This window comes from Asaia sp. W19 (assembly GCF_003994335.1).
Taxonomy (GTDB): Bacteria; Pseudomonadota; Alphaproteobacteria; order Acetobacterales; family Acetobacteraceae; genus Asaia.
This window is the reverse complement of the sequence record NZ_PNQZ01000013.1, coordinates 139,468-160,079: the sequence shown is the minus strand read 5'-3', so window position 1 is coordinate 160,079 and position 20,612 is coordinate 139,468. Positions and strand designations below refer to the sequence as shown.

17 protein-coding genes and 1 tRNA gene are annotated in these 20,612 nt (G+C 61.9%); 11 read left to right on the top strand and 7 right to left on the bottom strand.

Annotation, left to right across the window (positions count from 1 at the left end):
- Positions 1–1,698, bottom strand: coding sequence for an alpha-keto acid decarboxylase family protein (locus C0V97_RS02340; protein WP_127100330.1), 1,698 nt, complete (start codon positions 1,696–1,698; stop codon positions 1–3).
- A 100-nt stretch (positions 1,699–1,798) separates the two neighbouring features.
- Between C0V97_RS02340 and C0V97_RS02335 the strand changes: the two genes are divergently transcribed.
- From C0V97_RS02335 to C0V97_RS02315, 4 genes are all read left to right on the top strand, one after another.
- Positions 1,799–2,722, top strand: a complete 924-nt coding sequence (locus C0V97_RS02335; protein WP_127100328.1) for a LysR family transcriptional regulator — start codon at positions 1,799–1,801, stop codon at positions 2,720–2,722.
- A gap of 154 nt (positions 2,723–2,876) precedes the next feature.
- Complete coding sequence (locus C0V97_RS02330) at positions 2,877–3,191, top strand: multidrug efflux SMR transporter (protein WP_127100325.1); 315 nt, start codon at positions 2,877–2,879, stop codon at positions 3,189–3,191.
- Between the two features lie 660 nt (positions 3,192–3,851).
- A complete protein-coding gene (locus C0V97_RS02320) occupies positions 3,852–4,205 on the top strand; it encodes a hypothetical protein (RefSeq protein ID WP_127100321.1) in 354 nt (117 codons plus the stop codon).
- A gap of 380 nt (positions 4,206–4,585) precedes the next feature.
- On the top strand, positions 4,586–4,963 hold the full coding sequence (locus C0V97_RS02315) for a heme-binding protein (RefSeq protein WP_127100319.1): 378 nt from the start codon (positions 4,586–4,588) through the stop codon (positions 4,961–4,963).
- Between the two features lie 371 nt (positions 4,964–5,334).
- Here the strand turns inward: C0V97_RS02315 and C0V97_RS02310 are convergent.
- Together C0V97_RS02310 and C0V97_RS02305 are read right to left on the bottom strand one after the other, a co-directional pair.
- Positions 5,335–5,411: transfer RNA gene (locus C0V97_RS02310), tRNA-Arg, on the bottom strand.
- Between the two features lie 137 nt (positions 5,412–5,548).
- On the bottom strand, positions 5,549–6,529 hold the full coding sequence (locus C0V97_RS02305) for an alpha/beta fold hydrolase (RefSeq protein WP_127100317.1): 981 nt from the start codon (positions 6,527–6,529) through the stop codon (positions 5,549–5,551).
- 340 nt (positions 6,530–6,869) lie between these two features.
- Between C0V97_RS02305 and polA the strand changes: the two genes are divergently transcribed.
- The 3 genes from polA to C0V97_RS02290 are packed head-to-tail and all read left to right on the top strand — an operon-like array spanning position 6,870 to position 12,050.
- Positions 6,870–9,629: a DNA polymerase I gene (gene polA, locus C0V97_RS02300; RefSeq protein ID WP_127100315.1), complete on the top strand. Its 2,760-nt coding sequence runs from the start codon at positions 6,870–6,872 to the stop codon at positions 9,627–9,629.
- Positions 9,630–9,632: 3 nt separating this feature from the next.
- On the top strand, positions 9,633–10,259 hold the full coding sequence (locus tag C0V97_RS02295) for an SCO family protein (protein WP_127100313.1): 627 nt from the start codon (positions 9,633–9,635) through the stop codon (positions 10,257–10,259).
- 60 nt (positions 10,260–10,319) lie between these two features.
- The gene (locus C0V97_RS02290) at positions 10,320–12,050 is read left to right on the top strand and encodes an ABC transporter substrate-binding protein (RefSeq protein WP_233581919.1); all 1,731 of its coding nucleotides are present in this window, start codon (positions 10,320–10,322) and stop codon (positions 12,048–12,050) included.
- Here C0V97_RS02290 and C0V97_RS02285 read toward each other — a convergent pair.
- On the bottom strand, positions 12,013–13,275 hold the full coding sequence (locus tag C0V97_RS02285; RefSeq protein ID WP_127100311.1) for an acyltransferase: 1,263 nt from the start codon (positions 13,273–13,275) through the stop codon (positions 12,013–12,015). The two genes, C0V97_RS02290 and C0V97_RS02285, sit on opposite strands and share 38 nt — an antisense overlap.
- Positions 13,276–13,427: 152 nt before the next feature.
- Positions 13,428–13,847: a superinfection immunity protein gene (locus C0V97_RS02280; protein WP_127100309.1), complete on the bottom strand. Its 420-nt coding sequence runs from the start codon at positions 13,845–13,847 to the stop codon at positions 13,428–13,430.
- Between the two features lie 377 nt (positions 13,848–14,224).
- On the opposite strand from C0V97_RS02280, the gene C0V97_RS02275 reads away from it, so the two are divergent.
- Entirely contained in the window at positions 14,225–14,692 is a 468-nt protein-coding gene (locus tag C0V97_RS02275) for a hypothetical protein (RefSeq protein WP_127100307.1), read from the top strand.
- A gap of 363 nt (positions 14,693–15,055) precedes the next feature.
- Here the strand turns inward: C0V97_RS02275 and purD are convergent, their stop codons facing one another.
- Entirely contained in the window at positions 15,056–16,312 is a 1,257-nt protein-coding gene (purD, locus tag C0V97_RS02270) for a phosphoribosylamine--glycine ligase (RefSeq protein WP_127100305.1), read from the bottom strand.
- Positions 16,313–16,370: 58 nt separating this feature from the next.
- Between purD and xseA the strand changes: the two genes are divergently transcribed.
- Positions 16,371–17,822 carry an exodeoxyribonuclease VII large subunit gene (xseA, locus tag C0V97_RS02265; protein WP_127100303.1) on the top strand — a complete coding sequence of 484 codons (1,452 nt, stop codon included), beginning with the start codon at positions 16,371–16,373 and terminating at the stop codon, positions 17,820–17,822.
- The gene (locus tag C0V97_RS02260; protein ID WP_127100731.1) at positions 17,822–18,190 is read left to right on the top strand and encodes a hypothetical protein; all 369 of its coding nucleotides are present in this window, start codon (positions 17,822–17,824) and stop codon (positions 18,188–18,190) included. Before xseA ends, C0V97_RS02260 begins: the two co-directional genes overlap by 1 nt.
- Positions 18,191–18,328: 138 nt before the next feature.
- Here C0V97_RS02260 and C0V97_RS02255 read toward each other — a convergent pair whose 3' ends face one another.
- A complete protein-coding gene (locus tag C0V97_RS02255; RefSeq protein ID WP_199751576.1) occupies positions 18,329–19,354 on the bottom strand; it encodes a prolyl oligopeptidase family serine peptidase in 1,026 nt (341 codons plus the stop codon).
- A gap of 220 nt (positions 19,355–19,574) precedes the next feature.
- Between C0V97_RS02255 and C0V97_RS02250 the strand changes: the two genes are divergently transcribed.
- A complete protein-coding gene (locus tag C0V97_RS02250; RefSeq protein WP_158625321.1) occupies positions 19,575–20,444 on the top strand; it encodes a LytTR family DNA-binding domain-containing protein in 870 nt (289 codons plus the stop codon).
- Positions 20,445–20,612 lie beyond the last annotated feature (168 nt).

Here is a 20,612-nt window from a genome sequence, read left to right as displayed (position 1 = left end):
TCAAGAGATGTGTGGCGGGCGGGCATTCGTCCGGGCGACGACCTTCCCCCATTGTCTGAGCGTCTGGGTACAGTCGTCGCGCTCGAGGCTGCATTCGATAAGGGTAGGGCCTTGTGTATTCGCGCAGGCGCGCTGAATGGCTGCCTCGAGTTCGGCGCCTGTTGCGGCATGCAATCCAAGACCGTGGCCCTCTCCCGCATTGAATACCTCCATCAAGCCCGCGTAATCCCAGTTCTTGATGTAATTATAAGGCCCGTCATGGATGGCAATTTCAATGACATATCCCCGATTATTGATCAGGAAGATGATCACAGGCAGTTTCTCTCGCACCATCTGCGAGACTTCCTGCGCGGTCAGCTGAAAGGACCCGTCACCCACCATCAGAAGATGACGACGCTCGGGTGAGCCTATGGCATTGCCGAAGCAACTCGGTACGGACCAGCCGATATGCCCCCATTGCATTTCGAACTCCACGCGTGCGCCTTCCGGCAGGCCAAGGCGCTGGGCGTTGAACCAGGAATCCCCGGTCTCGGCGCACAACGTGGTGTCAGGCGTCACCAGAAGCTGGATCTGGCGCATCATCTCGTCATTGGTGAGTCGCGCCTCCGGGGCTGCGGGCAGGGGCGCGAAGAAACGCGGCGGCTGTTTGGCAGTAGCGGCTGGTTCGCCGGGCGGCGTGGTCGGATGCTTGTTCAGCCGTGCAGCCAGAGAGTCGAGAAAGGGGGCGAGCGCAACGCGATCGAAGGTATGACCCGCCACCGTGACGCGCTCGGAATCGAGACAGGCGACATGCGGCCCCTTGGGCCACGCCGTCCACCCTACAGTCGAATAATCGTTGAAAACAGGGGCGAGGCACAGAACAGCATCGGCATTCTCGACCAGTTCCTGCGCGCCCGGATCGCTCACGGCTCCCCAAAACAATCCACGAAATCCAGGATGGGTTTCGGGAAAGAAGCTCTTGGCGGCTGCCATGATGGTAACCGGGCATTCCAGTGCATCCGCCAGATGGATAGCGGCCAGCTGCGCGCCGGCGGCCCGCAGGCGACTGCCCACCAGAAGCACGACTTTCTCCTTCCCCGCCAGCCAGGCCACGCAGGCATCAAGTGCGGCAGTAAGGCTCGCAGGATCACTGTCGCGCAGATGGGGCAGGAACCCTGCCGCGCCGGGGCGCGGGCAGGGGGCATTGGCAATATTGCAGGCAATGCTCAGGAACCCAGGCTTCTGCTCACGCAGAGCCCTGCGTAGAACATGATCGATCTTTGCCGGGGCTGAGGCAGCATCGGTGATTATCTCCGCGGCGCAGGTGACTTCACGCGCCATACGATACTCGAAGCCGAGATCCGTCGTGCCGGGGGTATGATGCAGGATATGGCCAGAACCGTGATCATTTGAATTCGGGCCGCCGGCAATCACGATGACGGGCAGGTTTTCCGCATAGGCGCCGGCGAGGGCGTTCATGGCGGATATCGTGCCGACACCAAAGGTGACCACGGCGGCCGAAGCGCCGCGTGCACGCGCATAGCCCTCGGCGGCGAAACCGCAATTGAGCTCATTGCAGCAATAGACCTGTTCGAGCGCTGGCTGTTTAAGCAATTCGTCCAGCAGGACGAGATTGTAATCTCCCGCGACGGCAAAATGATGCGCAATGCCGATCTGGGTCAGCCTCTCGGCCAGATACATCCCTACCGTATAGGTCATTAGGTCTCGCTCCCTTGCTTCTCGCGAGACAGCCTAGGTGTTGTAGAGGAAGACTTAAAATATATAGTTCAGCGGTTTTCCATACTCGGGGAATATGGCCGTGGAGCTTCGTCACCTGCGCTATCTCGTTGCGATTGCCGAGAGCGGCACGTTCACTCTCGCCGCAGAGCGGCTGCATATGGCGCAACCTCCCTTGAGCCAGCAGGTGCAGCGGCTCGAGGAAGATCTGGGCGTGCGCCTGTTCGAACGCTCGCGTCGTGGCGTGACCCTGACCGAGGCCGGGCAACAGCTTCTGGACCGGGCACGCACCATTCTCGCCCTGTCGGAGGAGTTCCGCTCTTTTGCACGGGGGCTGGCAGAGGGGCATGAAGGTTCCCTGCGTATCGGCATGGCTGGAGGCGTCACGCTGCATCCTCTGATCCCGGCTGCCATACAGGGGTTCCGTCAGGCGCGAAAAGGCGTGGAGGTGACGCTTGAGGAGAGCAACACGCCAGCGCTTTGCGCGGCGTTACGCAATGGTCAGGTCGATGTCGCGATCATCCGCCCGCCGGTTTTCGATCCGCAGATCGTCGTGCTTCCGCTCATGGACGAGCCCACCATGATCGTGCTGCCTTCCACTCATGCCCGGCACAAGGCACGCAAACTCTCCCTGCATGACATAGCGGGAGACCCGCTCATCCTATTCGAGCGCCATCTGGGGCCGGGGTTTTACGATACGATCATTGCCGCCTTCCTGCAGACGGGCGTTTCCCCGCAATTAGGGCAGCACGCCCCGCAAGTGGCGGCCATCATCCCTATGGTCGCCGCCGGTATGGGCGTGGCGATCGTGCCTTCCTATCTGAGCCAGATCCATGCCAGAGGAGTCTCGTTTCACCCGATCACCGGCCCTATGCCGCGCGCCACCATTGCCATGGCTTTGACCCGGGCTACGCCAAACAGGGCGGTCACCGCTTTTGAGGCAATCCTGCGCGCACTCTGTACACAGGGGCAGGAGGCTTTGGGGCCTGCCGGGAAGCAGAGCTGAGCGAGGCGCGTGCGTCTGGCGTCAGGATGGTGCGACAGCCTTGAACCCCCATGCCATTCGGGCTATAGGCGCGCGAGCAGCGACGACGCTCCTGCCTCCATGCGAGCTTCAAGACCGGGACGGCCCGGCGGAACCCGATCAATGGAGGAGCGCCATGGCGTGGATCGCGCTGTTTTTCGCAGGAATGAGTGAAATCATCTGGGCCGCTGCCATGAAGCAGTCTGCGGGCTTCACGCGTCTGGGGCCGAGCGTCATCACGCTGGCAGGCATGGTCGTGAGCGTTGCCCTGCTTGGCTGGGCGATGAAGACCCTGCCCCTGGGCACCGCCTATATGATCTGGACAGGAATTGGCGCTATCGGGGCGTTTCTGGTCGGTATGGTCCTGTTTGGCGAGGCTGTCACACCTTTGCGTTGTGGCGCTGCGTTCCTGATCCTGTCTGGTCTGATCCTGATGAAATGGTCCGCCTGATGAAACGAGACCACCGGGCCTGAGAGGGGCTCGGGCGGGTCGCCTTTGACTGTCGCGTGGGATTGCTCCCGGTTACTCCCGAGCCTCTAAAAAAGGCTGGTTGTGTCCCCAAGAGTATGCCTCCGGGCGAAAAAAATGCCAGCGCTACCGAGCGGCACGGGGGACCGTATTTCATTCGGTTCTGATGAAGGTGTACCGCCAGGGCCCTTTCCGGTGTGCTTCGTTACACTCCCTTGCCCTTCGTGCCTCGTCCGGCCTGTATCGGGATGTCATAGGGACAGGATCACTTTCAGTCAGGTCGCCTCAGCCTATGCCCCACCGGGTCAAGATATCCGCCTTGCTTCTGCTGCTCTCAGGCGCTGTCCCGGTCTGTGCCTTCGCCCAGATCGGGGCTCAGGGCGGCACAGTCTATACCGGTCAGGTCTATCCGAACGCGTCCCCCCCTGGAACGAACGCGGCTCCGCAGATGCGCGACGGCCATGGAGAGGCGCGCTGCAGGCGGCTCCCGCCGCCTCGTGACAGGCGCGGGCCACCTCCGAACATGCAAGAAGGCAGGCCACCCCCGCCGCCACCTGGCGGTGGCGGGTATGGTGCCCCTCCCCACCCGCCTCGCGGATGTCGTCCGCCTCCTCCACCCCCTGGAGGGGGATGGGATCGACGATGACGTCGGCAGAGGATCTGCAGTCGGGAAGCGCGATGCAAGGACGAGACCAGGACAGGGTTTCCGTAGTCGAGGGTATTGTCGGAAGTCTCGGTATTGCGCGACGGAAAGAGGGGCGGTGTCTGGCGAGCCGATGCCGGAGGGGAGTCATCCTGTTCTCAGCCGCTGCAATGCTGGCGGGCTGCGTATCGCGCACCGCGCCGGACATGGACGATAGTGCCAGCCAGTCCGGCGATGCCGCTCCGGAACGTGGGACACGGTCAGGACAGGGCGGCGGCCCTGCGGGCGGAAGTCTCTGGCCGGAACTGGCGCGGACTGCCTTGCAGACCGGAATGGGCTTTCTTCACCACTGAGCGCGCTCCCAAGCCTTTCGAAAAGCGTGGGGGCGGCACGGGGCATCGGCCGGTGCGCCTTGAAGGGAATGGATCAGGCAGGACTGAAGCGATGCGGAAAGCTGATTCGGGTTTTTCATCAGGACCGGTCATTGGTCATTGGGCGATGGTCAGCTACCGTTCTTGCTGTCGCGCGTTCAGCATCCTGCGAGAGGGAACGGGGGTGAGTGCTGCACGACTATCGGCGTCAGGGTTGCGAAGCGTTGCGGAACATATCGCCGGAAAGATCAAAACGAGAGAGAAACAAACCTCGCCATTGAGTGATAAGGCGCATGGGATGTTTGCCCTTATGTTGCCTGGCCGGTCAGGAACCCGCCGGAAGATCAAACGAAAGTAAGCCGATGCGCCTTGATGCCGCCCTTCCTTATATTGATCGCGCGCTGGAACTGGCCCGTGCCCGGAACGTCCGTGTTGCGGTGGCTGTCGTCGATGCCGCCGGGCATCTCGTCGCTTTCAAGAAAGATGACGGAACCCAGCTCGGCAGTATCGAGCTGGCCTTGATGAAGGCGCGCACATCAGCCTTGTTTCTGCGCCCCACGGAAGACATGGAAAAAGCCCTGCATGAGGGAAAGTCCATGATCGCAACGCTTCCGAACATGCTTCCTGCCGGGGGTGGGATCCCCATCACCCGAGATGGCGCAGTGATTGGCGCGCTCGGGCTCAGCGGTGGCGAGGGTGAAACCGACGCCCGCCTGGCCGAGGCTGCCGTCAGGAACTGACCTGCCGTTTCTGCCACGCCTTGCGGCGGGACCTGACAGAGCTGAAGGGCGCTACCGCTCTACGTATTGCGCCCGAAATGCCTCTTCGATGCGAGGCATGGGCATACGGCTGGCATCAAACTGACGATGCGGCATTGTCAGCGACCGCTTGGCGCTGATACGACCCAGGAAAGCACGGCTCACATCTAAAGTATCAGCGTTTCAGACCGCCACTCAGCGACCGGGCAGGAAAACACCGTACGGGCGCAGGGCAGGATCATCGGCGGCAAAGCTCTCCCTGCGTCGAGCGACCGAAACATATGTTCCGCACTGGGCGCCAAGCGTGCAACCTGCGCATGGCGTGCTGGGTGGTGCGAATTTTAGGGAGAAAATGGCGGACCCGAAAGGATTCGAACCTTCGACCTTCGCCTTCGGAGGGCGACGCTCTATCCAGCTGAGCTACGGGTCCCGCTGGATCGCTTCATAGCCATATTCACCAGAGCGCGCCAGTCCCAAATTCTGCGCCGGGCATATTCGCGGATCGGGCCGCTTGAGGATGCCATAGACAAGACAGGCGTAGTCGGGCGAGCGCTTCATGCCGCGCCCTTAGATCGGGCCCTCATGGCCGGGGTCACCTGCCATCCACGCCGCGGCGGCGCTGTCGCCTCCCGAGGGGAGAAGGTGGTCCGGGGTCAGAATCCAGGAGGCGATATCGGCGGTGGCGTTGCGCCCGTTGCGGTCGCGCAGCAGCAGATGATGGCCGCCTGGCACCAGATCCTTGCGCGTGTGCGATGGGAGATGCTGCCAGAACCGGGCCATCGGGGCGGCAGGAATCATCTGGTCGAGATCGCCATAGAGCAGCAGCGCCGGGCCTTGAATGCGCGGTGCCGCGGCCTCGGCCGCGGCCATCAGATCGACGAGCCCGCGTAGCGTGTCCAGACGGTAGCCATGAAGCGTGAGCGGGTCGAAATAGAGCCGACGCAGTGCCGCCAGATTATTGGTGGCAATATGCTCTCCCGGTACATGAGCGCCCGTGAACACCCAGTCAGGGGCCATCCAGTCCATGCTGTTCAGGATAAGGCGCGAGAGCGGGTCGAAGCGCCATATGGCGGGTGAAATGAGAATGACACCGCTTATTCCCTGGCTGGCAGGGGAAGAGGCGAGCAATGTGGCCACCGCTCCCCCCATGCTTTCGCCCATGACGAACAGGGGGATACCGGGGTTCTGAAGCTGCGCCCAGCGGGCCTCCTCATGGGCATCCTGGACCAGTCTCGAGGTGCTGCTCCATCGGCCACGGCTCGCTGTCTCGCCAAAGCCGCGTACATCCGGGGCAATGGTTTCTATCCCTGAATCGGCAAGCTGCGGGGCCGAGAACTCCCAGGCGTCGCGACTATCGCCAAACCCGTGCAGGGCCAGGACGACAGCGCGTGTCTGGCCGCGCGCAGCCCATATCCGCAGCGGCGCGCGCGCGCCATCGGACAGGGTCAGGGTCGTAGTTGCCGGGATGAGCGCCGCTTCCTGTCCACGTGGCTGGGGGGCGTGTCTGGGCGGCGGGGCAGCGCAGCCCGCCAGTAACGCGGGCAGCATCCAAAGCAGGCCTCTGGAGCCAAAGCGGGACGGCAGGGCCGGGAGGCGCGCGCTCTGACGGAGGGTTTTGCCTAAAAATTTGCCCAGCTTAGCCAGCACGAGCGAGCTCACGGCGAGGCGCGCGAAAGAGGGGCAGGGTAAAAGAGGATCCCGCCGCGCAGAGGGGCAGTTTGAATGCGGGCGGAACTCTCGTATCATCGGGACAGTATTGCGTCCTCGGGACGCGCTGGCCAGAGGGAGGAAAACAGCTCCCGGCCACGACAGAGTCACACTGGCCCTCACGATGCCAGCCCAGACAGGAGACGCCAGAATTGCAGCCTTCACGCCGATCGGATGCCGCATGAGCAGCAAGACCCATCTCGTTCTCGTCGATGGTTCGGGCTTCATTTTCCGCGCCTTCCATGCCCTGCCGCCCATGAGCAGCCCGGAAGGGGTGCCGGTCAATGCGGTATTCGGCTTTACCAATATGCTGCAACGCCTGTTGCGCGATCATGTCGGCACGCATCTGGCCGTGATCTTCGATGCAGGGCGTCATACGTTCCGCAACGAAATCTACCCGCAATACAAGGCCCATCGTCCCGAGGCGCCGGAAGATCTGCGCCCGCAATTCCCGCTCATCCGGGATGCGACCAAGGCTTTCAACGTCCCGATGATCGAATTGCCCGGTTACGAGGCCGATGACGTCATCGCGTCCTATGCCGAGGCCATCGAGCAGAGCGGCGGGCGCTGCACCATTGTTTCCTCTGACAAGGATCTGATGCAGCTCGTGAGCGAGGCGGTGTCCCTGCTCGATCCGATCAAGCAGAAGCCGATCAAGCTGGCCGAAGTCGAGGCCAAATTTGGCGTGGCGCCGGACCGGGTCATCGATGTGCAGGCGTTGATGGGCGATCCAACCGATAACGTGCCAGGGGTGCCTGGTATCGGTCCCAAGGGCGCGGCACAGCTCGTGCAGGAATTCGGCGATCTGGAGTCTATTCTGGCTGCTGCGCCGAATATGAAGAAATCCAAGCGCCAGCAATCGCTTATCGATCATGCCGAAGCTGCGCGCATCTCGCTCAGACTGGTCACGCTGGCGCGTGACGTCCCTCTGCCGGAACCGGTAGAGGCCCTGGGTTGCCGCGAGCCGGATGGCCCGGTGCTGCGCGCCTTTCTCGAGCAAATGGGGTTCCATTCCGTCATTCAGCGCATGGGGCTGGGAGCGCTCGCCGCGCCGCGTCCTGTAAAAGCCGCACAGGAAAACCCGGACGCGGCGTCTGAGCCTGCCTCCGGGGGCGACAAGCCCTATGGGCCCTATGAGACGATCCTCTCAATGGAGGCGCTCGAAGGCTGGATCAGCAAGGCTCGCAAGACCGGCTATCTGGCGGTCGATACCGAAACCGATAGTCTCAATGCCCGTCAGGCCACGCTGATTGGCCTTTCCCTGGCCGTGGCGCCGGGTGAGGCGGCCTATGTGCCTCTGCGTCATGAGGGCACGCTGGAACATCCGGCGGGCGGCCAGCTCGAGGTCGAGGCGGTGCTCGAGGCGTTGCGTCCGCTTCTGGCGGATGAGTCGGTGCTCAAGATCTTCCAGAACGCCAAGTATGATCTGCTCGTTCTGGGTCATGCCGGTATCAGCACGATCACGCCTGTCGATGACACCATGCTTATCTCCTATGCCCAGTCGGCAGGCGAGCATGGCCAGGGCATGGATGAGCTGTCGCGGCTGCATCTGGCCCATGACCCGATCAGCTATGACAGCGTCACCGGCACGGGCCGTAACCGCGTGCCTTTCGCGCAGGTGCCTATCGCACGCGCTACGGAATACGCTGCGGAAGATGCCGATGTGACGCTGCGCCTGTGGCAGGTTCTCAAGCCGCAACTGCGCGAGCGTCAGGCCGTGGCGCTTTACGAGACGATGGAGCGCCCTCTGATTGCCATCCTTGCGGCCATGGAGCAGGCAGGCGTCAAGCTCGACGCCGCCGAATTGCGACGCATGTCGGCCGATTTCGGCAGCCGCATGGCGGAGATGGAAATCGAGATTCATCAGCTCGCCGGGCGGAGCTTCAATCTGGGCTCACCCAAGCAACTCGGGGAGATCCTGTTTGATGAGATGAATCTGCCCGGGGGCAAGCGGACCAAAGCCGGTGCCTGGGGGACGGATTCCTCCGTGTTGCAGGAACTTGCGGATGCAGGGCATGACCTGCCCGCGCGTATCCTGGCCTGGCGTCAGCTCGCCAAGCTCAAATCGACCTATGCCGATGCGCTGGTCCAGCAGATGGATGCGCGCTCGCATCGCGTGCATACATCGTTCCAGATGGCGATCACCACCACGGGGCGTCTGTCTTCCAACGATCCCAATTTGCAGAATATTCCGATCCGGACAGAAGAGGGCGGTCGTATCCGGCGCGCCTTCATTGCGGAGGAGGGCTATGTTCTGGTCTCGGCCGATTACTCGCAGATCGAGCTGCGCCTTCTGGCCGAGGTGGCCGATATCGGGCCGCTCAAGGAGGCGTTTACGCTGGGGCAGGACATCCATGCCCGCACCGCGTCCGAGGTGTTCAACATTCCGCTTGAGGGAATGGACTCCCTGACGCGTCGTCGCGCCAAAGCCATCAATTTCGGGATCATCTATGGTATCTCGGCTTTTGGTCTGGCGCGACAGCTTGGTATTCCCGCAGGGGAAGCCCGTCGCTACATCGACGCGTATTTCGCGCGCTATCCTGGAATTCGTGACTATATGGACCGGACCAAGGACGATGCGAAGCGCGATGGCTATGTGACGACGCCGCTGGGACGGCGCTGCTATGTGCCCGGAATCAACGAGAAGAACGGCGCCCGCCGTGGCTATGCCGAGCGTCAGGCCATCAACGCGCCTCTTCAGGGTGGGGCGGCCGATATCATCAAGCGCGCCATGGTGCGGCTGGGACGCCGCTTGCCACAGAGCGGGCTCGACGCCAGAATGCTCCTGCAGGTGCATGACGAATTGCTGTTCGAGGTTCGGGCGGATCAGGCTGAGGCTCTGGCAGAATTCGTCCGCACCGAAATGGAACAGGCGGCGACGCTGAGCGTGCCGCTCGTGGTCGAGACAGGTATTGGCGTGAACTGGGCGGAAGCACATTAATCAATGAACAACAGCAAGAACCCCCGCAAGACATGGACCGCGCCGCGTATCGCGATCGTTGTGCTCATTCTCGCTCTGGCGCTGAGCTGGAGCGGATACCGCCTGTCGGAAAAATTCGGTGGGAGCGTTTCGACCCAGGGGAATGAAATCGGTGGAAGCTATCGCCTCGTGGCGCTGGGTGAGGGCAATGTCACCGAGGGTGATTTCAGGGGGAGCTGGGTTCTGGTCTGGTTTTTCGACACCCATTGCCCCAAGGGATTATGCGGCCCGGTGCTGAAGACCATGAGTGACGCCAAGATCGCCCTGACGCGTGAGGGAATCAAGCTCGCCCCGCTCGCCATCACGCTCGATCCGCTTCATGATGAGTCCGACGATCTGAAGAAATATGCGCTGCCACTGGGCGATCATGTCGTGCCGCTCACGGGTTCGCCCAGCATGATCGAGCGCGTCGCGAAGGAATTCCATGCGCCCAACGAAATGGTCCATGCCGATGATGGCACCGCCTATCATCTGCCGTCGCCCCGGATCGTGATCATGGACCCCCAGGGGCGTTATGCCGGAACGCTGGAAGCCACTGCCGGGACCGAAGCGCTCGTGACGCGTATCCATCAGCTCGCCCATCGGGGGTAAGGCCGGTTTGACACCAAGGCGCACCGATCGTTTCCGGCCCCGTCAATCAAGGTATCGGTTGTGAGAGCCGGGATCGGAGCAGCCATATCGGCTGCGCTACTCTGCGGCGTGGCTTGCGCCGGGGCGGAGCCGCAGGCGCGGGGTACCACCTCGGTGCAGGCAGACGTGCCGATGGCTGGGCCCGACGCATCACGGGATAACGGGATCACGCAGGGTAGCCCGCATCGCGGCGGAACCCTGCGCCTCACCGCCGACGCGCCCGGCGGCACGCTCGATCCGCAGATCAACTACACCAGTGAGTATATCCAGCTCTTCGTGAATATGTATGACGGGCTGGTCACCTATCGTCAGGCAGACGGAACGGGCGGTCTCGAGGTCGTGCCGGACTTGGCCGAGACCCTGCCCGAAATCAGCCCCGATGGACTTGTCTGGGTGTTTCGCCTGCGCGATGGGCTGCGCTTTTCGAACGGGGCGCCGGTCACGGTCGATGATGTCGTGGCATCGCTGCAGCGCATCTATCGCGTGGGCAGCCCGACTGCCCTGTCCTTTTACGGCAATATCCTCGGCGCAAAAGCCTGTTTGACCGATCCGGCCCGTTGCGCGCTCGAAGGGGTCAGCGCTGATCCCGAAACCAGAAAAATTACCATCCGTCTGGTCGAGCCAGATGGTGAGTTCCTCCAGAAACTGGCGTTTCCGCATGCCGTGATCCTGCCGAAAGAAACGCCCGCAACTGAATCGGCGCTCACTCCTATTCCCGGGACCGGGCCATATCGCATTACCGCCTATGACCCGTCGCATCGCATGGAAATCGGGCGTAATCCCTATTTCCGGGTCTGGAATCCGGATGCGCAGAGCGAAGGCTTTGTCGATCGCATTGTCTACGATTTCGGCCTGTCTGACGAGGCTGAGGTGACAGCCATCGAGCAGGGGCAGTACGATTCAATGCTCGATGCCAAGCCGCAGGACCGGCTGGGAGAGCTTGGTGCGCGCTACACGCGCCAGGTCCATCTTCAGCCTCTGCTGGGGCTCTACTACCTGGCGTTGAATGTTCACGAGCCGCCCTTTGACTCGCTGGAGGTGCGTCAGGCGATCAATCACGCGGTGGACCGTCATGCCATGGCCATTCTTTATGGCGGCTCGGCCATTGCTGAACCCCTGTGCCAGATTGTCCCGCATGGCGTTGCCGGGGCTGATATTCCCTGTCGCTTCGGCAAGGCAACGCCGGAGGGCGTATGGAAGGGGCCCGATATCGACCGTGCCCGCAGCCTGATTCGCCAGAGCGGAAGAGCCGGGCAAAGCGTGACGCTGGTTGTGCCCAATCAGGCCATCGCTCTGGGAATGGGGGTTTATTTGCGCAACATGCTGCAGAGCCTCGGGTTTAAGGCCAGCGTACGACCGATGACCCCCGCCACCGCAGAAGGCTACGCCCGCAATTCGGACAATCATGTCCAGATCAGCCTGTCCTATTGGTATGCTGATTACCCGTCGCCCTCGAGCTTTCTGGATGCGTTGCTCGGATGCGAGAATGCGCGCCCGCATAGCGAGGCTTCGACCAATGCCAGCGGGTTCTGCCAGCCGGAACTCCAGTCATTGATGGTCCGGGCTGAGCATGGTCTGGACGCCGAACGCTCACGAGGCTTATGGGAGCAGGCAGGTAGCCTCGCCATGGAGCAGAGCGCGCTCGTTCCGCTCATCCAGATGCGTTATGTCGATTTCGTCTCCAGACGGCTGGGCAATTACCATTATTCCCTGCTCAATCACATGCTGATTTCGCGGGTCTGGGTGCAATAGCGGCCGCGTTCGGGCGGGCGGACTCTATCTGCGGACCAGCGCCGCATCGGGGCGCGATCAGCCTGCGCCGCAGATAAAGATCGAGCGGCCTCGAGTAAAAGCGCTCGATTGCGCTTCCCAGCCAGAACACCAGCAGCAATGTGGGCGGATAGAGGACCCACGCCCAGCGCATGGACATGGCTGCTGCATGGGCAAGGGCAATGACCGGCATCAGCACGAACATATGGCTCAGATAGAGTTCATAGCTTCGCTGTCCCCACTGCCTGAGCCACGCCGTACCCCTGAGCGTCACATGAGTGCCCCATCCGCGCGCGAAGGCCCAGAGCGTGAGCGCGATGGCCGTATTGAAGAACAAGGGAGTGACCCAGGAGAGTATTGACCAGATTGAGGCGCCCCAGAGCAGATAAAGCACGATCCCAGAGCAGCCCAGACTGCCGCAAAGCACGGACAGCCTGCGCTGTGTCCTCTCGTTATTGAGCCCCGGATAGGCCGGTACACGCGGCAGTAGAAGGGCTGCGACGATGCCGGTCGCGATGGCGCTCATCCCCGGTCCATAGGCTTTATCCTGCCAGATTTCCGAGGCATTGCGTAAGGACCAGTCGAACCAGGGAGCGGCAAGAGCAAGCAAGGCGGCGCAGACAAGAAGACGCCTCGGCGTGCGTCCCAGGGTCACGCAGATCAACGGGAAGCCCAGATAGAAGAGTTCCTCGACCGAGAGCGACCAGAGGACATCCCAATAGGCAGGCAGATAGCCTGTTCTGGCTTCATAGACATTCAGATGCATCGTGAGTGCCGATAACGCAGCACCCCAGAGAGTCTGACCCGGGTGGTCTGGAACGAAACTCGGCACGCCCAGCACGCCGAGTGCGCAGGCAACCCCGATCAGGGCCAGGAGACAGGGTAGAAGCCTTGCTACGCGTCGCCCGGTAAAATCGCGTAGAGAAAGGGCGGCCGGTCTGGCCGAACGCTCCAGCATATGGCGCGTGATCAGGAAACCGGAGATGACGAAAAAGATCGTCACGCCCTTGATCCCGCCCCAGTTCAGCATGCGCAATACGCGCAGGGGCAGGACGTGAACCAGATCCGTTTCTGTCAGCGGAAAACGCAAGGCGAGGTGATGAGTGACGACCAGGAAGATCGAGAGGCCCCGAAGGCAATCGATCCCAGGATTGCGTCCCTCAACGCGGGTTTGTACCGCCATGCGGGGTGCGACTGAGACATTCATGACGGACCGGGGCTCCTGAAACTGCCATCATTACTTGAAAGGAATGATGGCAGTCTCGTGGCGTGGTTATGGCGCCCACATGGTGCAGTACCGATAAGGGGCGCTGCGTGCCTTGGCTCCGCCTTTGTAGAAAGAGCCGTGAAGATCCGTGTTCAGGGCCGCGGCATGGCTGGATCGAGCAGCGCATTCATATGCGCCCTGAACTCATCTCGGCTCAGAAGGCCACGATCAAACATCTCCTGCAGCCTGTTCATGGCGGCCAGATGCGCCTCGGGCGAAAGACCATGGCCTGCGGGCGAGGGCGGCGGCATGGGGGCGTTTCCCCAGGGCAGATGAGACGGATGTTTGACAGGGTCTTCCGGCCAGATAGCCCATACGAACAGGGCGATCCATGCGATGAATGTCCAGCCCGCTACGATCGTCAGAATCAGGATGACCCATTTGGCATCATGGTCCCGATAGAATGCCACGATCGCCGGTATGAGATAGACCAGAAGGCTGAGTAATATGACTGCAATGGCAAAGATGATGAACAGGACCGCCATCATCCCCGCGAAGTCATCTGGCATCATTCTGCGCTCCTTGCCTGCTTTTACTGCCCCTATTTGTCCCTGATGCGAGGTCCAAAGCTTGTGCAGACATCTTCACGATCCCTCAACGTAATGGCAATCGCGGATATTCTGAAACGTCAATGATTTTTCGTACGGCCGGTGAGATCTGACGCTTCGCGGGTGTTAAGTGCTCCTTGGGATCGTTTGAAGCCGAAGAGGCCGTCGGGGCGCGAGGCAGAGCGATGTCGCGGCTGCGAAGTGTTCCGCGCTCTTTGGGCGCAGCACATTCCACTAAATGTTATATATCCCCTCAAAATAACGTGATAAACGTTTTATAAGTGATTTATCCTGTAACGTGATGCTGTCGTCGATCTCATCACGACACCACGGAGAACAGGATGATGCAGCATACGATCATGGCAGTGTTCGACACTGCCCGTCATGCCCAGATCGCCGTTGATGACCTTCTGGTTTGTGACATTCCGTCAGAATCCATCCACCAGTATCGCCTTGCCATGGGGGCCGATCCCGATGCGGCGATACGTCCCGAGAATGAGTTCCACCGTCCTTCGGGGGCCTGGACGTGGCTGATCAACGATCATCCGCCTCCCGCTGAACGAAGGGCGCAGCAGGAGGCGCTCTACCAGGAGAGCCGGCAACGCAACGAGCCGGTGGTCGTAACGATCGACAATTCAACTCTGACCAATGCCAGGATCATCAAGATCCTGGGAGATCATGCTCCTCTTGAAGTGCGGGGCAACAAGGAAGGATGGACTCATGCGGACACGTCGTTTGCGCAAGAAAATAAAATGGACCCGTCGGAATTTGACCCCCAGACCCCTGTCGAAATGACGGAGTATCACTGAGGCGTGGAACTGCCCGGCAAGAAGCAGGACGATTCCCGGGCCTTCACTGGCTGACCAGGTCCTCCTGACGCCCGATGGCCCCACCATCGGGCGTTTGACGTGGAGGGAAGACGGAGTGTCCATGTTGATCGCAAGTCGATTGCGGCTCAGGGCGGGGTGTCGCTACGCAGGAGGCCGAGTCATCGCGCGTCATGGCCTTGATAGGCAAGACGGTCAGGCTGTCCAATCTTGACGTCGCTAAGAACCGTGTCGTTTCACGGCTCCCGCTTTGGAAGGTCTCGGATCATTGCGTGGGCCTGATCCGGGCACTGCACACTTTTGCAGGCGAGGGATGAGCATGGCTCCGCCCATCCCGAGGGCCCGTCAGGCTCCGATATCGCGGCGATAGATCCCATCGGCCCAGTCGATGGCCGCCACACCCTCATAAGCGCGTGCGCGTGCGATTTCGGTGGTCTCGCCCCGCGCGCAGATTGTGAGCACGCGCCCGCCAGAGGCAACGAGCTTCCCGTCCACCAGAGCGGTACCCGCCTGAAAAACCGATACGCCCGGCACGGCTTCGGCACGCTCGATCCCTTTTATCGCCCCCCCTTTCGCCGGCGTACCGGGATAGCCGCGCGCGGCCACAACGACCGAGATCGAGGCGTCATCCGTAAACCGGATGGCAGCATCGTCCAGTCGGCCTGCGGCCAGAGCCTTGAGAACGGGAAGGAGGTCGGAATCAAGACGGATCAGGAGCGCCTGAGCCTCGGGATCGCCGAAGCGGACATTATATTCGATCAGCTTGGGACCATCCTGCGTCAGCATCAGCCCTGCGAAGATGATGCCCCGGAAGGGCGTGCCTCGGCGCACCATCTCCGCCAGCATGGGGCGCACCATGACGTCGAGCGCCTTTTCCTGTGCCTCGCGATCGAAATGGGGAGGGGGAGCGATCGCGCCCATGCCGCCCGTATTGGGGCCGGTATCCCCCTCGCCAATGCGCTTGTGATCGCGCGCAGCGCCAATCAGAACGGCGTCGCCGTCCGAGCAGAAGGCGAAGAGCGAGACCTCCTGACCTACCAGGCACTCCTCGATCACGATACTGGCCCCGGCCTCGCCGAAGCTGCGATCGGTCAGGATATCGATGATGGCGTCTTCAGCTTCCTGCAGCGTCTGGGCCACGATCACGCCTTTACCTGCTGCCAGACCATCCGCCTTGATCACGATGGGAGCCCCACGACGACGGACAAAGGCGAGGGCGGGTTCGGCCTCTTCGAAGCGCTCCCAGCGCGCGGTCGGAATGCCGGCGGCATCCGCGACGTCCTTGGTGAAGCTCTTGCTGCCCTCCAGGGCGCTGGCGGCCTGACTCGGTCCGGCACAGGCGATGCCCGCGCTGGCGCACAGATCAGCCAACCCGGCCACGAGAGGGGCTTCAGGACCAGGGACGACGAGGTCGATTCGCTGTTCGAGGGCGAAAGCCACGAGTCCTGTCACGTCGTCAGCGGCAAGCGGCACCAGTGTGCCGAGCGGCGCCATGCCTGGATTACCGGGGGCGATATAGAGCGCCTCGAGTTCGGGAGAGCGGGACAGGCAGGCCGCTAGAGCATGTTCGCGTCCGCCTGATCCGACAAGTAACACCCGCATCGTCATTCTTCCTGTTCTGACTGGTCCTAGCCCGCGTTCCGTAGCATAGACTGCGCGCATGAGCGAAAACGAACAGAGCGCGGGCAGGAATGTCCCCGAATATTCGGTCAGCGAGATTTCGGGCGCAATCAAGCGCACGCTCGAAGGCAGTTTCAGCCGTGTGCGTGTCCGTGGCGAGATTACCGAGCTCAAACGCTATTCCTCCGGTCATATCTACCTTTCCCTGAAAGATCAGGGCGGCAAGATTTCGGGCGTGGTCTGGCGTGGTTCGGTGTCGCGCCTGGGGTTGGTGCCCGAGAACGGGATCGAGGTGATCGCAACCGGTCGGGTCTCGGCCTATGGCGACCGCTCGAGCTACCAGCTCGTAATTGATCAGATGAGCTTCGCAGGCGAAGGCGCGTTGCTCGCCAAGATCGAGAAGCTGCGCCAGAAGCTGCTGGCCGAAGGCCTGTTCGATAACGAGCGCAAAAAGCCGCTGCCTTTCCTGCCACGGCTGATCGGCCTGGTGACCTCGAGCCGTGGGGCGGTGCTGCATGATATCCTTACCACCCTGTCCCGCCGTTTTCCCCGATCGGTGCTTGTCTGGCCTGTGGCAGTGCAGGGCGAGGGGGCGGTGGCCCAGATCACCGCGGCCATTGAAGGATTTGCGAACCTGGGCCTCCAGCCGGATCTTTCACCCGATCTGCTGATCGTTGCGCGCGGGGGCGGGTCGCTTGAGGATCTGATGGCGTTCAATGACGAGCGCGTTTTGCGCGCCGTCGCTGCCTGTCCCATCCCGCTCATTTCAGCCGTTGGGCATGAAACAGATACGACGCTGATCGATTTCGTATCGGATCGCCGGGCCCCGACCCCGACAGCAGCGGCAGAAATGGCGGTTCCGCTGCGTTCGGAAATGGTGGCGGATCTCGCGCATCGTGGCGCGCGTCTGGCAGGGGCTCTGTCACGCCAGTTGCAACTGGCCAGGGCGCGTCAGGACCAGGTGAGCGCGCGTCTGCCCGATCTGCCGAGCCTGCTGGAAACTGCACGCTTGCGCCTCGATGAGCGTGGGCAGCGCCTCGAACTCGCGCTCCCCATGGTTGCCGCGCGCGCGCGCCAGAGGCTCATGAGCCTTGAGGGGCGCGTGCCCTCGGCGGCGCATTTCCTGGGACAAAAGCGATCTCGCCTCGATCTGGCAAGTGCGGCCCTTGCCGTGGGTATACGCCACAGAATGCAGCAGGAACGGGCGGGATTTACTCATGCCCGCCTCGGTACCGAGACATTGACGGCCCGATTAGGGCTTGATCGCGCAAGATTGGCCGGTATCGCAGGTCGTCTGGAGGCAGTTTCGCCCGAAGCCGTCTTGGCGCGAGGCTATGCGCTGGTGCAGGATGGACGCGGCAAACCGGTGACGACAGCCTCGGGGCGGCCACGCGGCGGGGCAATCACGCTTCGTTTTGCTGATGGTACACGCTCCGGACGCCTCGACCCTGTAGGCACGGAACAGGAAGAACAGGGGGATCTCGGTCTATGATGCGCTCACATTTCAGGGCAGCTGCTGCAGCAGCGCTGTCACTCGCTCTTCTCGCGGGGTGCGAAGACGCGGCGTCGCCGCAGCCTGTGCAGAACCAGGTCCATGCGCGCATCCCGCCGCAGGATTTCGCCCCCGGCATGACAGGGGAGACACCGCCTCCCGCCAATGAGGCGCAACTGACCAACGATCCCTCTGCCCCGGTGAACACGCCGCTTTGCGGCGCGGTACAGCAGGAGACGAACCGTATGGGTGGGCAGGTTTTCAGCGATGGTCTCGCCTCAGGCAGCACTTGCCCGCAAAATGCCTGCTTCAATCCACTGACCGGCACCTATATCGCGGCAACGGGCGCCCCCAGCGTCTGCCGCTGATCGCACTCACCCTCGTTCCTGGAACTGCCCTATCGTCTTCTGCAGGGCTGGACTGACAGGCATGCTGACGCCCGTCATGCCGGTCCGATGCCCATCGGTTCATGCTCGGTGGGTGATTGTGCCGCGCGTTCTCGTCGATCACCGGCCGGGCATGCCCGACCCGCTTTTTTGGCTGTTCAGCAATGTGCGATCGTAGAAGCCCGTGAGCGCCTTGTTGAATACGGCATGAAACGCAGCGCGGTCGAAGCCAGGGAGGCTCTGGCAGATTGCCATTGCCTCATAGCCAGCCCGGCACGGCGCCAGGAAGTCGAAATGCCCGGCCCCGCTCACGGCGTGAAATTCGGGAGGCGAGGGCAGATTGTCGCGCACGGGCTCGACAGATCCGGGTGAGGGCAGGATCGCATCATTCATGGCCTGCCAGAGTTGCACGGGCAATGTAACGGGTGCGAGTGAGGCGCGTGTCATCGTGAATCCCAGAGCCGGGGCTGCAATCACCATGGCTTTGAAACGTGTGTCCTGTACCGACGGGAGGCGGGCATCGGTCGGCAGTGTGCGCTTATGGAGCAGGGTGCAGGTGAAGCTGGCGGCGTGGAGCGCGCACCAGGGGGCCACGCGTGTCAGATCAGGCCGGGCGCCGACTGCAAGCAGGGCGGTCAGCCCTCCTGCTGAAAAGCCGAAAGCCCCTATGCGATTTTGGTCCAGATGGGCAGAAAGCGGCCATGCTGAGAGCATATAGGTCAGCGCTGCACTCATGGCCCGTGTCCGGCCCACAAGATCGCTCGCGTGCGCCGTATCGTGCCAGTTATCCCCCGGCTCGGTGAGGGCCGCGACGACATACCCTGCCCGTGCCAACGCAGCCGCGGTATCGAGGTGGCTGGTCCATGAGCCACCCGTGCCATGCGAGATCACGATCAGCGCATGATTTTCATCGCGTACAGGACCATTGATCACGCATTCCTGTGCATACGGGCCAAGCGCTTGTGAGGTAGGCGTATCGGCGCTCGGATACCAGATGCCCAGTTCGATCCCCTCCGGTGTAACGAGATGCTGGCACCCCACCTCCAGGTGTGGGGGATTCTGCGTGGGGGAGGACTGTGCCATGGCAGAGCCGAGGCAGCAGGCGAGTATCAGGGTGGCGAGGGGGAGGCGACGGCTTAACGACATGAAAAGGGCAGACTCCTGTTGAGACAAGGTCAGAAACCTCTGATTTATGTGGCCAGCCAGCCTGTTTTCGTGAATGGGCGAGTGGGCGACTGAGCGATTGGGCGGGGTATGCAAGCCGCGTCGTGCACGGCATTCTTGGCTCAGGCAGTCAGCGCGTGGCGCAAGGCAAGGAGGGTATGAGCATTTGAGAGACGGGGAGCAGAGAGATCTGAACAGCGCCTTGGACTCTCACCCCGGCCAGGTCCATGGTCTTGCAGTACAGGGACCTCTGCTTCGCCCGCGCCTGCTCCTGCAAGGCTTGGCTTTGTCGATGGGAGTCGGGTTGTTTCTCGGCATTCTCGGCCCCTATGGCAGCTATCAGAATCCCGGCCTGCTCGACCGGGTCGCTTACTGGATTGCCTCGATCATGGCGGGGCTCGGACTCTATGCCGGCCCGCTCGTGCTGCTGCGGAGCGCCTGCATCCTCCATCGAGGAGGTGCGCTCTTCTGGATAGAAGTGATAGCTGGCACCGCGTTTCTGAGCCTGTTTCAGACTCTGATCACGCGTGACCTCGCTTTAACGATATGGCCAGAGATCGCCCCACATTTGCCCGGCTGGTGGATATGGTACGTGCAGGTTCTGGCGATCGCCTTGCCAGGCGTTCTGGGCGTGCTGCTGTGGCGGCGTTATCGGGATAAGCGCGCCGAAATTTCTGCCAAGGGGGACGTGCCACGGCCGCAAGAGCTGGTTACGCCCGATATAAGCCAGCCCGAGTCTGGCGCAGCACAGGGAGAGGGGCTGCGTATTGGAACCGCTTATCCCAGGCCCGAACACATCCACGCGCTGCAGATGGAGGACCATTACATACGCTGTTATGTCGCTGATGGCTCGCGTCTGGTGCACGGCGTCTTTCGCGATGCCGTTGCGAGGCAATCCGGATGTGACGGATTACAGGTCCATCGTAGCTGGTGGGTTGCGCGCCACGCTGTTTCCCGCTGGGAAGGAACGCCCAGAGCTTTGCGTTTGCATCTGTCCAATGGGCTGGAAGTGCCGGTCGCACGCGCACAGGTTGCCCGTCTGCGCGAGGCAGGCTGGCTCGATAAGGACTGAATATACAAGAGTCACAAAGAGCCTGCGCTGGAAAGGCCTCAGGCTGCCGAGATCTGGACTGGCTCGATGAAATCGCCCTGAGATTTGCGCTTGGCGCATGGGACGCGGAGCGCGGTTAATTAGGCTCTCAAGCGTCAAGACCTGGAAGATATACGAAGAATATGCTAC

What these genes read in the sequence shown, in the direction of transcription:
- C0V97_RS02340 (WP_127100330.1), bottom strand. Translation starts at nt 1,698, where the DNA reads ATGACCTATACGGTAGGGATGTATCTGGCCGAGAGGCTGACCCAGATC.
- C0V97_RS02330 (WP_127100325.1), top strand. Translation starts at nt 2,877, where the DNA reads ATGGCGTGGATCGCGCTGTTTTTCGCAGGAATGAGTGAAATCATCTGG.
- C0V97_RS02320 (WP_127100321.1), top strand. Translation starts at nt 3,852, where the DNA reads ATGACGTCGGCAGAGGATCTGCAGTCGGGAAGCGCGATGCAAGGACGA.
- C0V97_RS02315 (WP_127100319.1), top strand. Translation starts at nt 4,586, where the DNA reads ATGCGCCTTGATGCCGCCCTTCCTTATATTGATCGCGCGCTGGAACTG.
- C0V97_RS02305 (WP_127100317.1), bottom strand. Translation starts at nt 6,529, where the DNA reads ATGCTGCCCGCGTTACTGGCGGGCTGCGCTGCCCCGCCGCCCAGACAC.
- polA (WP_127100315.1), top strand. Translation starts at nt 6,870, where the DNA reads ATGAGCAGCAAGACCCATCTCGTTCTCGTCGATGGTTCGGGCTTCATT.
- C0V97_RS02295 (WP_127100313.1), top strand. Translation starts at nt 9,633, where the DNA reads ATGAACAACAGCAAGAACCCCCGCAAGACATGGACCGCGCCGCGTATC.
- C0V97_RS02285 (WP_127100311.1), bottom strand. Translation starts at nt 13,275, where the DNA reads ATGAATGTCTCAGTCGCACCCCGCATGGCGGTACAAACCCGCGTTGAG.
- C0V97_RS02280 (WP_127100309.1), bottom strand. Translation starts at nt 13,847, where the DNA reads ATGATGCCAGATGACTTCGCGGGGATGATGGCGGTCCTGTTCATCATC.
- C0V97_RS02275 (WP_127100307.1), top strand. Translation starts at nt 14,225, where the DNA reads ATGATGCAGCATACGATCATGGCAGTGTTCGACACTGCCCGTCATGCC.
- purD (WP_127100305.1), bottom strand. Translation starts at nt 16,312, where the DNA reads ATGCGGGTGTTACTTGTCGGATCAGGCGGACGCGAACATGCTCTAGCG.
- xseA (WP_127100303.1), top strand. Translation starts at nt 16,371, where the DNA reads ATGAGCGAAAACGAACAGAGCGCGGGCAGGAATGTCCCCGAATATTCG.
- C0V97_RS02260 (WP_127100731.1), top strand. Translation starts at nt 17,822, where the DNA reads ATGCGCTCACATTTCAGGGCAGCTGCTGCAGCAGCGCTGTCACTCGCT.
- C0V97_RS02255 (WP_199751576.1), bottom strand. Translation starts at nt 19,354, where the DNA reads ATGTCGTTAAGCCGTCGCCTCCCCCTCGCCACCCTGATACTCGCCTGC.